18 protein-coding genes are annotated in these 18,064 nt (G+C 38.3%); 16 read left to right on the top strand and 2 right to left on the bottom strand.

Annotated elements, in window-relative coordinates; all coding sequences use genetic code 11:
* Genes lysS through MTT30_RS06600 form a run of 5 tightly spaced genes read left to right on the top strand, consistent with a single transcriptional unit; the run spans nucleotide 1 to nucleotide 4,936 of the window.
* Complete coding sequence (lysS, locus tag MTT30_RS06620; RefSeq protein ID WP_223154669.1) at nucleotides 1-1,509, top strand: lysine--tRNA ligase; 1,509 nt, start codon at nucleotides 1-3, stop codon at nucleotides 1,507-1,509.
* Nucleotides 1,506-2,750, top strand: coding sequence for a serine hydroxymethyltransferase (locus MTT30_RS06615; protein WP_429801418.1), 1,245 nt, complete (start codon nucleotides 1,506-1,508; stop codon nucleotides 2,748-2,750). The genes lysS and MTT30_RS06615 overlap by 4 nt, the downstream gene beginning before the upstream one ends.
* On the top strand, nucleotides 2,750-3,292 hold the full coding sequence (locus MTT30_RS06610) for a DUF1882 domain-containing protein (protein WP_087579291.1): 543 nt from the start codon (nucleotides 2,750-2,752) through the stop codon (nucleotides 3,290-3,292). The genes MTT30_RS06615 and MTT30_RS06610 overlap by 1 nt, the downstream gene beginning before the upstream one ends.
* Nucleotides 3,293-3,305: 13 nt before the next feature.
* A complete protein-coding gene (locus MTT30_RS06605) occupies nucleotides 3,306-4,151 on the top strand; it encodes an SPOR domain-containing protein (protein WP_429801417.1) in 846 nt (281 codons plus the stop codon).
* Nucleotides 4,148-4,936, top strand: coding sequence for a shikimate dehydrogenase (locus tag MTT30_RS06600; protein ID WP_429801416.1), 789 nt, complete (start codon nucleotides 4,148-4,150; stop codon nucleotides 4,934-4,936). The genes MTT30_RS06605 and MTT30_RS06600 overlap by 4 nt, the downstream gene beginning before the upstream one ends.
* A gap of 154 nt (nucleotides 4,937-5,090) precedes the next feature.
* On the opposite strand, the gene MTT30_RS06595 is transcribed toward MTT30_RS06600, so the two are convergent.
* Nucleotides 5,091-6,146: a TRAP transporter substrate-binding protein gene (locus MTT30_RS06595; protein ID WP_021091622.1), complete on the bottom strand. Its 1,056-nt coding sequence runs from the start codon at nucleotides 6,144-6,146 to the stop codon at nucleotides 5,091-5,093.
* Nucleotides 6,147-6,236: 90 nt separating this feature from the next.
* Here MTT30_RS06595 and pyk point away from each other — a divergent pair, with 90 nt between their 5' ends.
* Nucleotides 6,237-7,688 (top strand): pyruvate kinase, encoded by a 1,452-nt coding sequence (gene pyk / locus MTT30_RS06590; RefSeq protein ID WP_429801415.1) that lies wholly within the window; start codon nucleotides 6,237-6,239, stop codon nucleotides 7,686-7,688.
* A 643-nt stretch (nucleotides 7,689-8,331) separates the two neighbouring features.
* Here pyk and dnaJ read toward each other — a convergent pair.
* Nucleotides 8,332-9,474, bottom strand: coding sequence for a molecular chaperone DnaJ (gene dnaJ, locus MTT30_RS06585; RefSeq protein WP_429801414.1), 1,143 nt, complete (start codon nucleotides 9,472-9,474; stop codon nucleotides 8,332-8,334).
* A 122-nt stretch (nucleotides 9,475-9,596) separates the two neighbouring features.
* Between dnaJ and MTT30_RS06580 the strand changes: the two genes are divergently transcribed.
* The 10 genes from MTT30_RS06580 (at nucleotide 9,597) to MTT30_RS06535 (ending at nucleotide 17,994) form a co-directional block, all read left to right on the top strand.
* Nucleotides 9,597-10,268 (top strand): response regulator transcription factor, encoded by a 672-nt coding sequence (locus MTT30_RS06580; RefSeq protein WP_021091583.1) that lies wholly within the window; start codon nucleotides 9,597-9,599, stop codon nucleotides 10,266-10,268.
* Nucleotides 10,265-11,521 (top strand): ArsS family sensor histidine kinase, encoded by a 1,257-nt coding sequence (locus MTT30_RS06575; RefSeq protein WP_429801413.1) that lies wholly within the window; start codon nucleotides 10,265-10,267, stop codon nucleotides 11,519-11,521. The genes MTT30_RS06580 and MTT30_RS06575 overlap by 4 nt, the downstream gene beginning before the upstream one ends.
* A complete protein-coding gene (gene recR, locus MTT30_RS06570; RefSeq protein WP_429801412.1) occupies nucleotides 11,518-12,090 on the top strand; it encodes a recombination mediator RecR in 573 nt (190 codons plus the stop codon). The genes MTT30_RS06575 and recR overlap by 4 nt, the downstream gene beginning before the upstream one ends.
* Nucleotides 12,091-12,175: 85 nt before the next feature.
* Nucleotides 12,176-13,780 (top strand): anthranilate phosphoribosyltransferase, encoded by a 1,605-nt coding sequence (gene trpD / locus MTT30_RS06565; RefSeq protein ID WP_429801411.1) that lies wholly within the window; start codon nucleotides 12,176-12,178, stop codon nucleotides 13,778-13,780.
* Nucleotides 13,780-14,394, top strand: a complete 615-nt coding sequence (locus tag MTT30_RS06560) for a phosphoribosylanthranilate isomerase (RefSeq protein WP_429801410.1) — start codon at nucleotides 13,780-13,782, stop codon at nucleotides 14,392-14,394. The genes trpD and MTT30_RS06560 overlap by 1 nt, the downstream gene beginning before the upstream one ends.
* Nucleotides 14,384-15,565, top strand: coding sequence for a tryptophan synthase subunit beta (gene trpB / locus MTT30_RS06555; RefSeq protein ID WP_429801409.1), 1,182 nt, complete (start codon nucleotides 14,384-14,386; stop codon nucleotides 15,563-15,565). The genes MTT30_RS06560 and trpB overlap by 11 nt, the downstream gene beginning before the upstream one ends.
* Nucleotides 15,558-16,307, top strand: a complete 750-nt coding sequence (gene trpA, locus MTT30_RS06550) for a tryptophan synthase subunit alpha (RefSeq protein WP_429801408.1) — start codon at nucleotides 15,558-15,560, stop codon at nucleotides 16,305-16,307. The genes trpB and trpA overlap by 8 nt, the downstream gene beginning before the upstream one ends.
* A 78-nt stretch (nucleotides 16,308-16,385) precedes the next feature.
* A complete protein-coding gene (locus MTT30_RS06545) occupies nucleotides 16,386-16,805 on the top strand; it encodes a chemotaxis protein CheX (RefSeq protein ID WP_084041241.1) in 420 nt (139 codons plus the stop codon).
* On the top strand, nucleotides 16,802-17,119 hold the full coding sequence (gene fliN / locus MTT30_RS06540; RefSeq protein ID WP_021091807.1) for a flagellar motor switch protein FliN: 318 nt from the start codon (nucleotides 16,802-16,804) through the stop codon (nucleotides 17,117-17,119). Before MTT30_RS06545 ends, fliN begins: the two co-directional genes overlap by 4 nt.
* Nucleotides 17,116-17,994 carry an excinuclease ABC subunit A gene (locus MTT30_RS06535; protein ID WP_429801407.1) on the top strand — a complete coding sequence of 293 codons (879 nt, stop codon included), beginning with the start codon at nucleotides 17,116-17,118 and terminating at the stop codon, nucleotides 17,992-17,994. Before fliN ends, MTT30_RS06535 begins: the two co-directional genes overlap by 4 nt.
* Nucleotides 17,995-18,064: the final 70 nt, after the last annotated feature.

Here is an 18,064-nt window from a genome sequence, read left to right as displayed (position 1 = left end):
ATATTTGACAACCAACATGAGATTCAACGACTACAAAGCATAGACGAGCTAAGAAATTTAGGCATTAATCCATATCCGCATTTTCTTAGAAGAGATATGAATATCTCTAAATTTAGACTAAAATTTAACTACATTAATGATACAGAAGAAAAAAAGGCCGAAGGTCAGCTGGTAGGTCTTGCAGGTAGGATAAAGCTTATCCGTGATGCTGGAAAAGCGGTCTTTGCAAATATCGAAGATGAAGATGGAAATTTACAAATTTACTTTAGCAATAAAACGCTTGATCCAGAGTGGTTTAAAATCGTTAAAAAATACGTAGAGATAGGTGATATCGTCTATGTCAGAGGTTATGCATTTATAACAAGAACTGGCGAATTTTCTATGCATGTAAGCGAGCTTAGCCTTGCTTCAAAGTCGATAAGCCCACTTCCTGAGAAGTACCATGGTTTAGTCGATGTTGAGACAAGATATCGCCAAAGATACCTTGATATGATAATGAACCCTGAAGTTAGAGCTGATTTTAAAAGACGCTCAGTGATTATTAGTACGATTAGAAGATTTTTTGAAGAAAAAGGCTTTTTAGAAGTTGAAACACCGATGCTACACCCAATAGCAGGTGGTGCAAACGCCAAGCCATTTATCACTTTTCACAATGCACTTGGAGTCGAGAGATACCTAAGGATCGCACCTGAGCTATACCTCAAACGCCTTATAGTAGGTGGCTTTGAGGCTGTTTATGAGATGAATAGAAATTTTAGAAACGAAGGTATGGATCTTACTCACAACCCTGAGTTTACAAGTATAGAGTTTTACTGGGCATACCACAACTACCACGATTTAATGGGCATTACAGAGGATCTTTTTAATGTCATTTTAGACAAGCTAGATATGGAAAAAGTTGTAAATTTTGACGGCATGGAGATTGATTTTAGTAAGCCATTTAAGCGAATAAGCTACAAAAAAGCTCTTGTTGAGATCGGTGGACTAGATGAGAATATAATAAACGACAAAGATAAAATTTTAGCAAAACTAAGAGCTGATGGACTTGAAGCAAATGAGAAGCTTGATCTTGGTCACTTGCAGGCTGAGTTATTTGATAACTACGTAGAGAGCAAACTAATCCACCCAACATTTGTTATTGATTATCCGATTTCGATCAGTCCACTTTCAAGAAGAAGTGACGCAAACCCTGATGTGGCTGAGAGATTTGAGTTATTTATCGCTGGTCGCGAGCTAGCAAATGGCTTTAATGAGCTAAATGACCCAATCGATCAATACAACCGCTTCAAAGCGCAAATCGATGCTAAAAACGCAGGCGATGACGAGGCTCACGAGATGGATGAGGACTATGTAAAAGCCCTAGGATACGGCATGCCACCAGTTGCAGGTGAGGGTATAGGCATCGATAGGCTTGTTATGCTTTTAACGGATAAAAAATCAATTCGCGATGTTGTACTCTTCCCAGCGATGAGGCCACTTAAAAATGAGATAAAGGAGAATGAAAAATGAGTTTGCAAAGCTATGATAAGGACATTTACGATCTAGTAAATTTAGAGTTAAAACGCCAATGTGATCACCTTGAGATGATCGCTAGTGAAAATTTTACATATCCAGAAGTTATGGAAGTAATGGGCTCAATCCTAACAAATAAATATGCTGAAGGCTATCCTGGCAAGAGATATTATGGTGGCTGCGAATTTGTCGATGAGATCGAGCAAATAGCAATCGATAGATGTAAAGAGCTTTTTGGATGTGAATTTGCAAACGTTCAACCAAACTCAGGCTCTCAGGCAAACCAAGGCGTTTATGGCGCTTTGCTTAATCCAGGCGATAAAATTTTAGGCATGGATCTAAGCCATGGCGGACACTTGACACACGGCGCGAAGGTAAGTAGCTCTGGCAAGATGTATGAGAGCTTTTTCTATGGCGTCGAGCTTGACGGTCGCATAAACTACGATAGAGTCATGGATATTGCAAAGATAGTAAAACCAAAAATGATCGTTTGCGGCGCAAGCGCATATACAAGAGAGATTGAGTTTAAAAAATTTAGAGAGATAGCTGACGCTGTTGGCGCGATACTTTTTGCAGATGTTGCTCACATTGCTGGTCTTGTTGTTGCTGGTGAGCATCAAAGTCCTTTCCCATACTGCGATGTCGTAAGCTCAACTACGCATAAAACCCTGAGAGGCCCAAGAGGCGGCATCATTATGACAAACAATGAAGAGTATGCTAAGAAGATAAATGCCTCTATTTTTCCAGGCATCCAGGGCGGACCACTTGTTCATGTTATCGCAGCAAAGGCAGTTGGTTTTAAGCACAACCTTAGCCCTGAGTGGAAAATTTATGCTAAACAAGTAAAAGCAAACGCTAAAAAACTTGGCGAGGTGCTAATAAGTAGAGGCTTTGAACTAGTAAGTGGTGGCACTGATAATCACCTGATATTAATGAGCTTTTTAAACCGCGAATTTAGTGGCAAAGATGCTGATATTGCTCTTGGTAATGCTGGTATAACAGTAAATAAAAATACGGTTCCAGGCGAGACAAGAAGTCCATTTATTACAAGTGGCATACGCGTTGGAAGTCCTGCTCTTACAGCTCGTGGTATGAAAGAAGCTGAGTTTGAACTAATAGCAAACAAAATAGCTGACGTGCTAAGCGATATAAACAACACATCTTTGCAAGAGAAGACAAAAGCTGAGCTAGTTGAACTTGCTCATAAATTTATAATTTATGATAAAGCGACATTTTGATGCAAAGTATTGATACGGCACTTATAAAGATTATTACAACTCACTACTATATCAAGCGTGATACGATCGTTAATAAAATAGAATACAGGGGTAAAATTTTCTTTGATAAATTTGAAAAGATAAATGAGCCACTGACCTATAATATTATGAAAGAGCATGAAGAGGGTAAGTCCGTTATTGCGCACTCTTTAATAAATGCATACGATAAAGTTGAAAATATAGTCTTTGACTATAACGGCAGAACCCCTGATAGATTTTGGCATAAAGCACAGCTTCTTTTAAGAGAAGAGGGCTTTATAAATTTTACAGCCTACGAGAGTAAGACGCCAGGACATCTGCATCTTTATGTGCATAAAGGCCACACTACGCTAAATGAGGCTTGCCAGCTAGCAAATATGCTCAACGCAAAGCTTTCACAGAAGCTGCCTAAAGAGTGGAGAATGTTTCCAAATATCGATATGCCAAAAGAATTTAACATACTAACTTTACCTTATAAGCTCTATCAAAAAGAGCGCGGGGCAAGTTGGTCAAAATATATGTAATTAAGGATAAAAAGTGGAAAACGATGAGTTAAAAGATATTCTTTTAGAAAGAGATGATGACGCAAGAGGATTGAAGCTAAAAAAACTTCTTATATTTATAGCAGCTCTTATTATACTTTTTTTGATCATTGTAGTGGCTATGAAGCTAGTAAATTCAAGCGATCCTTCACAAGCTCAAAATGAAGCTGATTCAAGACTAGTGCTTCCTCCAGTACCAGCTGAGCAGCCAGTAGATAGACAAGCTCCAATAGCTGATACAAATTTAGATAATAAAAAAGGCGATACACAGCTTTTTGAGCAAGTGCCGATCGTGCCTGAAAATAAGCAACAAGATGAATTTGAAGATATGATCAAAAAGCTAAAAGATAAAGAAAATAATAAGCCTGTTTCTAAAACTGAAGAGCCAAAAGAGATAGTTAAGCCTATCGAAAAGCCTGCTGAAATACCAGCAAAAAAAGCTGAGACAAAGGTAGATACTTCAGTTAAAAAAGTCGAAAAAGTAGCAGCTACCGATAAAAAGAGTGAGGCAAAACCAGCTAAGGCTGAAAATAAAGTAGATAAAAAGATTGAAAAAAAGGCTGAAACCAAAATAGAAAAAACGGACAAAAAAGCTGAGGCAGCTAAAACTGAACCTGCTACAAAAGGCTCTTATGTTCAAGTATTTGTGACTAGTAAATTTAATCCACATGCTGAATATATGAAGAATATCGCTACCAAGGGATATAGCTACAAGACTATAAAAGTTGGTGAACTGACTAAAATTTTAGTTGGTCCATTTGATGAAAAAACGCTTCAAAAAGCAGTAGGCGACATTAGAAAAGATATCAATAAAGACGCTTTTATCTTTAGAGCAAAATGAAAACATTCGCAGTCTTTGGAGATCCAATAGCTCACTCGGTATCTCCGAGGCTGCACAATAAAGCCATTGCAGACCTGGGCTTAAAAGCACTTTACACAAGAGTCTTGCTAAAAGATGGCAGCAAATTAATCAATAAATTTAAATCCTTAAAATTAAACGGTGCAAATGTAACACTTCCACATAAAGAGTGGGCTTTAAATTTAGCCGATGAAGCTTCAAACATAGCCCGTAAAATAGGCTCTGCAAATACGCTTGTGCTTAAAAATGATAAAATTTATGCTCACAATACAGATGCGCCTGGGTTTTTAAAAGCAATAAAAAATTTTAAAGATGTAAGAAAAGCAATTGTCCTTGGAGCAGGCGGTACTGCAAATGCCATAACTTATGCATTAAGAGAACAAGGCGTTGATGTTTGCATACTAAATAGAAGCAAAGATAGGCTTGAGAAATTTAAAGATGAGTACAAATGCTTTAGCTGGGATAACTACGAAGAGCAAAAATTTGATCTAGTCATTAACTCGACCTCTGCTGGCCTAAAGGATGATTTTTTACCAGCACCTAAAGAAATTTTAAAAAGCATTTTTAAAGATGCTAAATTCGCATTTGATGTGATTTATGGCAAACAGACACCATTTTTAGAAATGGCCAAGCAAAGCAGCCTTAGTGTAAAAGATGGGGCCGATATGCTTTTATATCAAGCGGTTTTATCACTAAATTTATTTTTTAACAATACACTCGATGAGTCAAAGATTGAGCACTCAATGAGAGAAATTTTCTATCTATAATAGCCACCAGCATTTATTTTTTATAAAAATTTTCGTAAGTTTGGTTTTAAACTAAGTTAAAAATTTATAGCTTGTAGAAATATTTTGATTAAAATTTTTATTGAAAGTAACTGGAGTAAATATAAAAAGCAGGGAAGATCCCTGCTAAATTTTACTATTCGTTTGTTTTGATATAAGCGTAGTCTGAAATTTTAGTCCATTCTCTTGCTTTTTTAAGGAAAGCTCTTTGAGATTCAACGATCTCTTTAAATAATGGATCTTTAGCACTCTCTTCATCAAGAAGCTCATTTGTGGCTTTTTTAAGAGCTGCAATTACTTCTGGAGGGAAAGATTTTACTTGGATGTCTGGATACTCGCTCTTCATTTTATCCCAGTACTCGACATTTGAATAAAACACTTTTGTATTTGCATCTCTTGCTACTTCTGCTGCAGCTGCTTCAAAGATCGCTTTTAGATCATCTGGAAGCTTCTCGTATGATTTTTTATTAAAGAAAAATTGAGTTTCACCGTTTGGCTCTTGCCAGCCTGTGTAGTAGTATTTTGCCACTTTGTGAAAGCCAAGTGCCATATCATAAGCTGGGCTAACCCATTCGACTGAGTCGATCGTTCCCATCTCAAGAGCCATATAAAGCTCACCAGTTGGGATAGTATTGATGTTAGCGCCAAGTTTAGCGTAAATTTCACCACCAAAGCCCGGAATTCTTATCTTTAAACCTTTGATATCATCTAGTGATTTTATCTCTTTTTTAAACCAGCCACCCATTTGCATGCCGGTATTTCCAGCTCTAAAAATTTTGATATTGTATGGATCGTAAACTTTTGCCTCAAGCTCCTTACCACCGCCAAATTCATACCAAGCTGTTTGCTCGTCAGTATTCATCATAAATGGAGTTGCTGTAAAAAATATAGTTTTAGCATCTTTGCCTTTATAATAATAGCTACTTGTGTAGGTAATGTCGTATTGACCGCTTTTAGCAAAATCAAGCATCGCAAAAGGTGATTTATGTTTTGATGGATAATCAATCCTTAACTCAAGTCTGCCATTACTCATCTTTTCAACTTTATCCTTTAGCTCTTTTGGCACATCACCAAGCACTGGCATAGTGCTCTCCCATGAGCTAGCAAGCTTTAGCTTATAAACTTTATCATCTCCCATAGCAACGCAAGCAACAGCTGCTAAACCAAGAGACGCTAATAAAAATTTATTCATATCTTCTCCTTTGAAATTTTGCCTATTATACAAAAAATTACATTATTAAAATGTGTTATAATCGCAAAAATCAAATTTATGGGGCATAAAATGATAAAAAAGACGAAAATCGTAGCTACTTTGGGGCCAGCAAGTGATAATGAAGAGACAATGGAGGCGATGGTAAAAGCAGGTGTTAATGTCTTTCGTTTAAATTTTAGCCATGGGACACACGAATACCATAAATCAAACATTGACAAGATAAGAAATATCGAGAAAAAGCTAAATAAAAGAATAGGCATTTTACAAGATATCTGCGGCCCAAAGATCAGAGTTGGTAAGCTTAGTGAGCCATTTTATCTAAAGGCTGGCGACGAACTAAGCATTTACGCAGAGGATATCGTTGGTGAAAAAGTGGAAAAAGGAATTTATAAAGTAAGCCTAAATCAGCCTCAAATTTTGCCTATGCTAAAGGTTGGCGAGTATGTCTATCTCTATGATGGCTCTATAAGAGCAAAGGTCGTTAGCGAAGGTAAAGAAGTAGTAAAAACTATCATTGAAAATGATGGAGTTCTTAACTCAAACAAAGGCGTAAATTTCCCAAATACTGCTCTTGGTATCGAGATCATCACGCAAAAAGATAAAGAAGATATGGAATTTGGCGCAAAGCATGGAGTAAATTTTGTCGCCATTAGCTTCGTGCAAGATGCAAATGACGTAATAAAGGCAAAAAATATCTTAAAAGAATTTGGCTCAAGAGCTGCCGTTTTATCTAAGATCGAGAAATTTGATGCGGTTGAAAATATAGACGATATCATCGCAAAGAGTGATGGTATCATGGTAGCTCGTGGCGATCTTGGCATAGAAGTGCCATTTTATAAGGTTCCAACTATCCAAAAGCTCATCATCAAAAAGGCAAATGCAGCAAGCAAGCCAGTCATCACAGCAACCCAGATGATGCTAAGCATGGCAGAGCATGAGACTGCCACAAGGGCGGAGATCAGCGACGTGGCAAATGCCGTGCTAGACGGCACTGATGCTGTTATGCTAAGTGAGGAGAGTGCGATCGGTAAAAACCCAGTCGCGGTCGTGGAGGCGATGAGTAAAACGATCATCCAAACTCAAAGCATCTATCCATATAATAAATTTGATGATTTTGACTTTTTTGACGAGACTGATATGGTGGCAAGTAGTGCCGCATCTCTTGCTGTTCGCATAAAAGCAGATGCATTAATCTCAATCACTGGCTCAGGAAAATCGGCCATAAAATTAGCCAGAAACCGCACAAACATTGACATCATCGCAGTAGCTCACGATGAACAAACAGCGCACATGCTTACTCTTGCTTGGGGTGTTACGCCAGCACTTGTACTAGAAAAAACAAAGCTTAGCTCACTTTTAGCAAATGTTATGAAAAAGGCGTATGAAGAGGAATATGTCGAACACGACAAGACCTATCTTGTCACTGCCGGTCACCCTACGGGCGTTGAGGGTAGCACGAACCTTATACGTATCATCAGACGCGATCAGCTTGATTATTATTTGGAGCTTGCAACTGAGTAAATTTATATACTCTCTTGCAAATTTTAAAATTTTGCTTGCTCGTAAGAATTGACTGCTAAGATTTGTCTTCGCTTTTTGCTTGGCTCAAATTTTAGAACCAAAATTCCCCGTTCATGAAATTTTAAAATTTGCCTGATGCCTACTTAATATAACAAAGCAATTTTGCAAATTTTAAAATCTTACTCACTCGCCTTAGCGGGCTACTAAATTTAGGCCGCATTTCGTTTAGCACTAAATTTAGAGCTGTGGTATGCTCGATAATAAATTTTATAATTTGCTGGAAATTTAATATAACGCATGCAGTGCGTTAGTACTGAGGCATGCCACTTCTAACGTCGTCGGGATTAGGGGATTGTTAAGGGGGAAGGGAGTGACTTCGTAATTCAAGCCTCTTCCCCCTTAACAAAAGAAACAAACATTTAAATTTAACTAGATTGCTTTGCAAATTTTAAAACTTTCATTCACTCGCAAGAATTGACTGCTAAAATTTGGCTTCACTTACCGCTTAGCTCAAATTTTAGAGCTGAAATTGCTCGCTTATGAAATTTTAAAATTTGTGTGAAATTTACTTGTAAAAATTAGGATATATAAAATTTATTTTAAAAGAATTTGTGACGTCAAATTTAACGTTACAAATCTAAATTTATTTTTTCTTTTTACCTTTTGGCTCATCGCCTTTAAACCAGCTTTTTATCTTATCAAAGACGCTTTCATCGGTATTTGGTTTACCTGATTCTATACCAAAGCTAATTTGAAGCTTATTTAAAAGCTCTTTTTGTTCATCGCTTAGTTTTTCAGGCGTTTGAATAGAAATTTGCGCTACAAGCCTACCTTTTTTGCGGGAATTTACGCTTTTGATACCTTCATTTTCAAAGATAAATTGCTGCTTATCCTTTGCTCCAATAGGTAGTTTTAGCTCAGTTTCTCCTCGAAGCGTTGGAATTTTTATGCTCTCGCCAAGTATAGCTTGTGTGAAAAAGACAGGAATTTCTAGATAAACATCGTCGTTGTGGCGAATGAAATGCTTATCTTCTTTTACGTTTATGCTTACATAAAGATCGCCTTGAACGCCGTTTGTGCCGATATTGCCTTTACCAGCTACTCTCATTCTCATGCCACTATCAACACCTTCAGGGATGGTAATCTTTACAGTTTGTTGCTGGATTTTATAAGCTTTCGCGTTACAATCGGAGCATGGTTCACTTATTACTTCACCGCTTCCGTGGCAATATGGGCACTCTTGGACGATATTCATAAAGCCATTTCCGCGTGTTATCCTGCCACTTCCGCCACAGTGCTGGCAAGTCTTGCTCTTGCCATCTTTACTGCCGGTTGCATTGCATGTTGGGCAAGGCACTTTTTGATCAAATTTTATCTCTTTTTCACAACCAAAAATAGCTTCGTTAAACTCCAAATTTATAGGAATTTCAAGATCGGCTGAGTATTTTTCAGAGTATCTTTTTCTCTGTCTAGAACTACTCGCAAAACCGCCACCAAAAAATGAGTCAAAAATATCTGAAAGATCAAAATCGGCACTAAATCCGCCACCGCTACCAAATCGGCCCTCAAGGCCTTCTTTGCCGTATCTGTCGTAGATAGAGCGTTTTTGTTCGTCGCTTAAAACTTGATAAGCTTCATTTATCTGTTTAAATTTTAGTTCAGCCTCTTTGTCGCCAGAATTTCTATCTGGATGATATTTTAAAGCGAGCCTTCTAAAGGCTTTTTTGATCTCATCTCCGCTTGCATTTCTTGAAATTTCAAGGATTTCGTAATAGTCAAATTCCACATTTTTCCTTGTTAATTAAGCTTATTTTAAATATGGGATTTTACCCAAAAAAGTTTAAATTTAAAAAAGAATTTACATTTTTGCCGTATAATCTCTACTATTTTTAATAAAAAGGATAATTCATGGTTAATGTTTTAATGATAGAAGACGATCCAGAATTTGCACAAATTTTATCTGAATATCTTGATAGTTTTAATATAAAAGTTACGAATTTTGAGGATCCTTATTTAGGGCTTAGTGCTGGGATAAAAAACTATGATTTGCTAATACTTGATCTTACTTTACCGGGCATTGATGGGCTTGAGGTTTGTAAAGAAATTCGCCAAAAATATGACATTCCTATCATCATAAGTTCAGCTAGAAGCGATATTAGTGACAAGGTTGTTGGACTTCAGCTTGGTGCTGATGATTATTTGCCAAAACCATACGATCCAAAAGAGATGTATGCTCGTATCACAAGTCTTATAAGAAGATATAAAAAGACAAATGAAGTACAAGAAGAGGTCGTTGATAGCGCATTTAGGATCGATGATAAACGTCACGAAATTTACTTTAACAATGAGCCATTAGCTCTTACTCCAGCTGAGTATGAAATTTTAACCTATCTCATTAAGCAGCACAGCTTTTCAGTATCACGCGAACAGTTAGTTTATAACTGCAAAAGCCTAAAAGATAAAGATTCAAAGAGCTTAGATGTTATTATCGGACGCCTTAGATCAAAAATCGGTGATAGCTCAAAAGCCCCAAAACATATATTTTCAGTAAGAGGCATAGGATATAAGCTTATCGGATGAAATATTCCATAACTACGAAGATAACTATTATCTTTGCCATAGCTTTCTCGCTGATGTGCTTGCTCTTTGTAACTTTTGCAAACATTCAGCAAGAAAGCGCTTTAGAAAAACTAAAGGATAGACAAATAAGTGCGATGAACTATCTTGTCGCACTCTATGAACGTGGAAATCCCCCAAGAGATTTAGAGCATTATTTTAAAAATTTTTACTTAGAGTATGTTGGAAATAAAAATTTAGCCACTTCAATAGCTACAAATGGAACTGTTGTTTTTACGCAGCACACACCTCTTGGAGTGGTGCAATCAGTTAATTACAAAGGCGATTTGTATTTGCTTATTAAAAACCCATCTTTTCAGCTACTTCTTGAAAGTAACGATGCAAGACACGTAAATGATCCACTTTGGGTTGCGTTCTTAATAGTTTCAGCTCTTCTCATCTCACTTTATGTTTCTGTTCTTAGAAGTCTTTCGCCGCTTAGAAGGCTTAGTAAAGACATTAGAAAATTTGCCAGTGGAAATATGGAAATGGCGATGACGGCTAGACTAAATGAAAACGAGCAAGATGAGATCGGACAGGTTGCAGTGGAGTTTGATAACGCCGTTTGCAAGATCAGAGAGCTCATCCGCTCAAGGCAGCTATTTTTGCGTGCGATTATGCACGAGCTAAAGACACCTATTGGCAAGGGCAGGATCGTCTCCGAAATGGTCGCAAATGAGACTCAAAAGATGAGACTTATCAATGTATTTGAGCGACTTGAGATGCTGATAAATGAATTTAGCAAAGTTGAACAGCTCCTTTCTAAAAGCTACGCACTAAACTACCAAGAGTGCCATTTTTCACTTATATTGGAGCAAGTGCAAGATATGCTGATGCTTGATAAATTTGAAGAGCGAGTGAGTTGTGATATCAGAGACGATGTCATATTAAGAGTGGATTTTCAGCTTTTTAGTTTGGCGATTAAAAATTTGATAGACAATGCCCTAAAATACGCAGAGGATAAAAAGGCTATTTTGATTTGTGACAGCGAATTTATAGCGGTTAAAAATTTAGGCAAAAAGCTAAATCATCCGATTGATTACTACAAGCAAGCCTTTGTGCGTGGCGACAAGGTGAGCGCGGGGAGTGGTATGGGGCTTGGACTTTATATCATCGAGCAAATTTGTCAGATGCAAAAATTTGAACTTGTGTATGACTACGAAGAAGGCTATCACGTATTTAAAATTTTACTTAGATCAAAGGCGAAGCGAGCATGAAAAGAGGCTTAGAAAAATTTAACGAGCTAACTGAGTCTTTTGCAAAGCTCCCTGGTGTTGGTAAAAAATCAGCCGCGAGATTTGCTTACTTTGTCTGCATGCAAGATAGCTTTGCAGGGCTAAGACTCGCTCAAAATATCGAAGATGCGGTGAGGTTTATTAAACGTTGTGAGCGTTGCGGTGGGCTAAGTGAAAATGAAATTTGTGACATTTGCAGCGACGAGAGCAGGGATAGCGAGGTTATATTGCTGGTTGAGAGCCCAAAAGATATCTTAGTTTTTGAGCAAAATGGCATCTACAACGGCTTTTACTTCGTGCTTGACGAGATCGACGAGGATGCCATAGAGAGACTGCGAAGTACGATTAAGCAAAATGGCTCAAAAGAGGTCGTCTTTGCCTTTACGCCAGGGCTAAATTCCGATGCACTAATGCTTTACATCGAGGACAAGCTTGGTATGAGTGAAATTTCATTTAGCAAGATCGCCCAGGGCGTGCCAACTGGCGTAAATTTAGAAAACGTCGACATGCTTTCACTTTTAAAAGCCTACGAAAGCCGTACAAAAGCCTAATTAAACTTTCTTTTAGTTATAATTTTGCCTAAATTTATAGAAATTTAGCCAAGGCTCAACGGCTGCTAAATTTAAAGGATATAGGTTGATTTTACTCATAGATAATTACGACAGTTTTGTTTTTAATGTTGAGCAATATGTAAAAGAGCTTACAGATGAAGAGGTTAGATGCGTTAGAAATGACAAGATCACGCTTGACGAGATCAAAAAACTAAACCCAAGCAAGATCATTTTAAGCCCAGGGCCAAAGCACCCAAAAGATAGCGGAGTTTGTTTAGAAATTCTAAAAGCCGACCTTGGCATGCCAGTGCTTGGAATTTGCCTTGGACACCAAGCCATAGGGCTTAGTTTTGGCGCGAAGATAAAAAGACTAGATAACCCATTACACGGTAAAACCTCGTTTATTGATGTGAAAAACAAAGAGCCACTTTTTGCTGGGCTACCTGAGCGCTTTGAGGTTATGCGCTACCACTCACTTTATGTCGATGAGCTCCCAGCTAGCTTAAGTGCTGATGCGGTGAGCGACGATGGCGTAGTAATGGCACTTAGCGTTAAAGATAAGCCGATCTTTGGCATCCAGTTTCACCCTGAGAGCTACTTCACACAATACGGCAAAAAGATAGTTGAAAATTTTGTAAATTACAAAGCAAAAGATGAGGTTAAAGAGCCAAAAATTCGCTCACTTAAGCCATATCTTATCAAGCTTCAAGAGAGCATACCGCTTGATGATAGTGACTTTGAGCAAATTTGTGAGATAATAGCCAGTAAAGAGTACGAGATCGTGCAGCTTTCGGCACTTTTGGTGCTTATAAGCGAAAAGAGCCTCTACCCAAAAAGTCTTGCTGCGCTCGCGAAAAATATCCTAAAATACTCGCAAACTTACCGCGACGATACGCCTATGATCGATCTTTGCGGCACTGGGGGCGATGGTTTTAAGACGATAAATATCTCAACAACTGTGGCATTTATCCTTGCAAGCCTTGGCATGAAGGTCGCAAAACACGGCAATAAGGCAGTTTCAAGCAAGTCAGGTAGCTCTGATGTGCTTGAAATTTTAGGCGTAAAAAGTGAAAAATCACTGGCAAAACAGCGTGAAAATTTAGCTAGTAAAAATTTAGCCTTTTTCCACGCGCCATTTTTCCATCCGCTAGTTGGTGAGGTGAGAGAGGTGCGCCAAAGACTTGGCATAAGGACCGTTTTTAACGTGCTTGGACCGCTTTTAAATCCAAATTTAAACCTTACAAATCAGCTAGTTGGCGTCTATCATAAGCCTGTCTTAAAACTCTACGCCCAGACACTTAAAATCCTTGGCAGAAAGCACGCTCTAGTCGTTCGTGGCGATGACGGACTAGACGAGATCACGCTTTGTAGTGAAACAAGCGTTGTAGAGCTAAAAAATGGCGAAATTTTTGAGTACAGCATCACGCCAGAGCAGTTTGGCTTTAAAAGAGCACTTCACAGCGATATCGAAGGCGGCACACCTGAAGAAAACGCCAAAATCTTGATCCGCACGCTAAAAGGCGAGGAGCAGGGGGCGAAATTTGACATTGTGGTCTTTAATGCGATGTTTGCGCTTTATGCAGCCGATGGTGCAAAGAGCCCAGACGAGGCCAAAAAAATGGTACTTGAGGCTATAAATTCTGGCAAGGCGTATAAATTTTATGAAGAGTTTATAAAGGCGCAAGCGTAATGGTGCTAGTTAAAATTTGCGGCATCAAAACGCTAGATGAGGCAAATGCGGTTTGTGCTTTGGATGTTGATTTTATAGGGCTGATATTTGCCAAAAGTAAAAGAAGGGTTGATCTAAATTTAGCTAGGCAGATAGCCAAATTTGCTCACAGTAAGAGCAAAAAAATAGTTGGCGTTTTTGCTGAGCAAAGTGAGTGCGAGATAATGGAAATTTGCCAGTTTGCTGGTCTTGACGTGGCTCAGGTGCATGGAGTGGTGAGTGAAAATTTAGGTGCAAATTTAAAAGATATGGGGCTTGAGATTTGGCAGGTTTTTAGCGTGAAAGATAGCTTGCCAGAGGTTGATTTTAAGCATTTTGATATGGCGCTATTTGACTGTAAGGGCGAAAATGCTGGAGGAAATGGTACAAGCTTTGAGTGGGAAATTTTAAAAGAGGTCAAATTTAAATTTGGCATGGCTGGGGGCATAGGCGAGCACAACATAAAAGAGGCGCTGAAATTTAGACCATATCTAGTCGATATCAACTCAAAAGTCGAGGACGAAAACGGCATAAAAGATGCGCAAAAGATAGAGAGAATTTTAAAGATCATAGGTGAGGTAGAAGATGAATACTAAAGCATATTTTGGAAAATTTGGCGGGCAGTTCGTGCCTGAGACAGTGATGTTTGCCCTTGATGAACTGGAAAGCGCCTATGCTAGCATCGCAAAGACTAAGGAATTTAAAGACGAGCTTGATGATCTTTTGAAAAACTACGTTGGCAGGCCTAGTCCGCTCTTTTTTGCAAAGCGCCTAAGCGAGCACTACGGACATGAAATTTATCTAAAAAGAGAGGATCTAAACCATACGGGTGCACACAAGATAAATAACGCTCTTGCTCAAGCGCTGCTTGCTAAAAAAATGGGTAAAAGGAAAATTTTAGCTGAGACTGGAGCTGGTCAGCATGGCGTGGCAACAGCGACTGCAGCGGCACTTTTGGGCTTGGAGTGTGACGTATATATGGGCGCAACAGACGTGGCTAGACAGCAGCTAAATGCCTTTCGTATGCAGCTTCTTGGCGCAAAAGTGGTGAGCGTAGAAGACGGCTTAAAAACGCTAAAAGAGGCGACTACAGCGGCTATTCAGGCGTGGGTAAATGAGATAGAGAGTGCATTTTACGTCATCGGCTCAGCCGTTGGCCCGCACCCGTATCCAAAGATCGTGCGTGACTTTCAAAGCATCATCGGCACAGAGGCGAAGGCTCAGCTTGCAGAGTATGGCAAAAAGGCCGACTACGTCATCGCCTGCGTTGGCGGCGGCAGTAATGCTATTGGAATTTTTAGTGCGTTTTTGGACGATGAGAGTGTAAATTTAGTAGGTATCGAGGCTGGCGGTCTTGGCATAGAGACGCCTTATCATGCAGCTACTCTTACTAAAGGCAAGACTGGCATCATCCACGGCATGAAAACGACCGTCTTGCAAGACGAATACGGTATGATCTCACCAGTACACAGCATCTCAGCAGGCCTAGACTATCCAGGTATCGGACCTGAGCACGCCCACCTAAACGACATCAAAAGGGTAAGATACGAAGCAGTAACGGACGATGAGTGCATAAACGCTCTTTATTTCTTAAGCAAAATGGAGGGCATCATCCCGGCCATCGAAAGCGCGCATGCGCTGGCGTATCTGGAGAAACTTTGCCCAAAACTTGATAAAAAAAGCGTCATAGTCGTAAACGTCTCAGGCAGGGGCGATAAGGACATAAACACGGTTATCGGCTACGAAAAAGGAAAAATTTATGGATAAGGTAAGAAGCGCATTTAACGGCAAAAAAGCAAACATCGGCTACATCGTGGCTGGATATCCAAGCCTAGAAAAAACGAAGGAATTTTTAGAAAATTTAGATGAGAGCACACTTGATCTAGCCGAGATCGGCATCCCTTACTCTGATCCACTGGCTGACGGCAAACTCATCGCGCAAGCTAGCTTTGAGACGGTGCAAAATGGCGTAAATACCGACGTTGTCTTTGATATGCTTGAGAGTTGCAAGGCAAAAGTGACAAAACCACTTGTTTTTCTGGTTTATTACAACATTATCTTTGCTTACGGCGTTGATAAATTTCTAAAAAGATCACGTGAAGCTGGGGTTAGTGGCTTTATCGTGCCTGATCTACCTTGCGAGGAGTGCGAGGAGTTTGCTCTAAAATGCAAGGAGCTAAATTTATGCCTTGTGCCACTTATCAGCGTCACCTCTGGGGGCAGGGCGGATGAGATATTAAAATTTGGCTCAGGATTTATTTATGCTCTTGGTGCGATAGGTGTTAGTGGCTCAAAAAGGGCCGATGAAGATAGGATAAAAAATTTAGTTCTAGAGCTTCAGCAAAAGAGTGATCTACCAGTAGCTGTAGGCTTTGGTATCAAAAACAAAGATGACGTTAATGAAGTAAAAAAGTATGCTGATGGAGCGATAATAGGCACGCAAATAGTCAAGCTTTTTGCGGAATATAGTGGCAAAGATCTGATAAAAGAGATAGATAAACTCTTTTAAAATGCTTAATAAATTTATAGCTAATTTAGTAAAGCCAAAGTATAATTGAAAATGCATTTCAAGTCTTAAGGAAGAGATATGAGAAAAGTTATAGATGAAGCTACAAGCTATCTTTGCAAGGATACTTTAGGGCTAGATTTAGAGTTTGGCAAGAGTCTAGGCAAAGGATTTTACGGAGCTAGCATACCAGTCTATAAGGGCAAAAGCGAGTATCATTTTTACCTATTTTTTAAAAAAGATACTTTGAAAATTTTCATGAATGCCTTTTTTGGTCACGAGGATGTTGATGGTGGTGATCTGGACGATCTTTGTAAAGAGATAGCAAATCAGATCATTGGCAAAGCTAAAAATTTACTAAATGAAAAAGAGCCAAATGCTTATAAACTTGGAACTCCTGAATTTTTAGGCGAAGTTGAAAATTTTGGCATCAAGCTAAAAGAGAAATTTGTATATAAAATAAAAAATAGAACATTTCAAATAGGCTACGACATACAATGAACGACGAGAGTGCGATAGAGACGCTAGAGCAGCTAGGACTTTTTAAGAGCTATGATGAGCTTATGGATATAAGCGTTGATTTTATAGCTGAGCTAGGAACTACCACGGTTAGCATAAATGAGCTTTTGAAATTTGAAGCTGGTTCGGTCATAGACCTTGAAAAGCCAGCTGGTGAGAGCGTGGAGCTATATATAAATAATAGAATTTTTGGAAAAGGTGAAGTAATGGTTTATGAGAAAAATTTAGCCATCAGGATAAATGAAATTTTGGATTCAAAGTCAGTTATTCAGTACTTCAAAAAAGAACTTTTATGAAATTTATACTATTTTTCTTACTTTTTATAACTCAAATTTTAGCTTCAAACCTATTAACTTACAATATCTATGAACGTGCTGATAGAGTCGATATTATGCTTAGCTTTGATGCGCCTTATGAAGGAAATATCTTTCAAAAGCGCGAAAATGACACAACGTCTTTGATATTAAATTCGCTAAATTACGATCAAAGTGCTAGTAAAGATATAAACTCAAAGATTATTCAAGAACTTGAGATAGAGCCAAAGCAAAACTCACTTGTCTTAAATTTGCGCTCAAACGACGCTATTATCGTAAATGCATCAAAGACGACTGATAGTTTTGGACTTCGTATTCGTGTAACTCTAAAAAATACAAAACCTCAAATACAAAATATGCCTCAAGCTAGTGCAAAAATAGAGACTCCTAGCACACCAAAGATAGATGAAGAGCCTATGCTGAATATAGACTCAAGGTATTTTATAGTCTTAAGTGTGCTTATTGCGCTTCTTGTATTTTTATATGTATTTAAAAGATATATTACTTCAAAGAGTAATGATTTTAGCGGGTTTAAAACACCTAGAAATCAGTCTCAAAATGATACAAAATCAATGAACTGGCTACTTAAAAATCAAAATAGTGGCGTAAATATCATCTATGAAAAATATCTTGATCGCACTAATAAACTAATGCTATTAAGCTATGAAAATAGACGTTATTTAGTGATAGTTGGTAGCTCAAATGTAATGCTTGATAGCTTTGGTGAAGACAAGATACAAAACGAGCAAGATTTTGCTATATTTTTTGAAGAGAACAAGAAAAAGCTAAGTTCATTTTTAGAAGAGCGAAAAAATAGCTTAAATAACTATAAAGATAAAATGAGCGGAGAATTTTAGTAGTTTTAGCTAAAATTCTCATCCAATAATCAGGTCTTATTCTGAGTAAATTTTTAACCTTGTATGCTTA

The sequence above is a fragment of the Campylobacter concisus genome (genome assembly GCF_050447445.1).
Lineage (GTDB): Bacteria > Campylobacterota > Campylobacteria > Campylobacterales > Campylobacteraceae > Campylobacter_A > Campylobacter_A concisus_BI.
Note: the sequence above shows the minus strand (reverse complement) of the source record. Positions and strands in the feature narration are given on the sequence as shown.